This is a genomic window from Pseudoalteromonas sp. APC 3224 (assembly GCF_030407535.1).
Taxonomy (GTDB): domain Bacteria; phylum Pseudomonadota; class Gammaproteobacteria; order Enterobacterales; family Alteromonadaceae; genus Pseudoalteromonas.
In genome coordinates, this window is the sequence record NZ_JASDDF010000081.1 from 1 (window position 1) to 679 (window position 679).

The window sequence follows — 679 nt, forward strand, 5'->3', positions numbered from 1 at the left end:
GGTTTATCAGGGGCGCAAGCGCGGTATCGAGTAACTAAGGGCAGGGGTTGCGCTTCGCTTAGTTACGACCGATTTACGGTAATGCTAAATTAATATTTGTGTGCGGTCTACATGGCTGCGCCATAAAATATATATACATTTGATTGCATTCTTTATCCTGGAAAGCAACCAGTTTTTACTTTAATGATTGCAAAATGTATGATTGCTCCTGGCTTTGTTATGTTGTTTTGATTGCAAAATATGCTCTGCCGGTTTATCCTGGCTTTCTATTATGATTGCAAAGGATACTTAAATGGCTATTACATACCGCCCAAATGATGAAGTAAATAAAGAAATTGAACGCCTAAAGGGTAAGCTAAATATTAATACTTCCACCAAGTTAATTGATTTTTTGATACTCGAATATCAAAAAACACAAACTGAAATTAGAAACTTAAAAGCTGATAATTATCGTTTGGATAATTCACTAGACGATAAAATTGAAGCTATTAACGACTTTAAGCAAGCATTCGACAATCTGATTAAATAGCCTTTTTCATACGGCCAGTTGTAATACTTCGAGCCATAAAAGGTATATGGTCTGGATTATCAATTAAAAAATATACCATCTGCTTTATCTCGATTTCTGAGTTGTCAGGTATCCAAAGGGTTACTTTTTTTAACCCTTTGCCTTATTGCT

1 protein-coding gene is annotated in these 679 nt (G+C 35.1%); it reads left to right on the forward strand.

Annotated elements, in window-relative coordinates; translation table 11 throughout:
• Window positions 1-292: 292 nt before the first annotated feature.
• Window positions 293-529 carry a hypothetical protein gene (locus QL989_RS19135; protein ID WP_290171720.1) on the forward strand — a complete coding sequence of 79 codons (237 nt, stop codon included), beginning with the start codon at window positions 293-295 and terminating at the stop codon, window positions 527-529.
• Window positions 530-679: the final 150 nt, after the last annotated feature.

Excerpts from the sequence above, each read along its gene's own strand:
- QL989_RS19135 (WP_290171720.1), top strand. The coding sequence starts at position 293 with ATGGCTATTACATACCGCCCAAATGATGAAGTAAATAAAGAAATTGAA.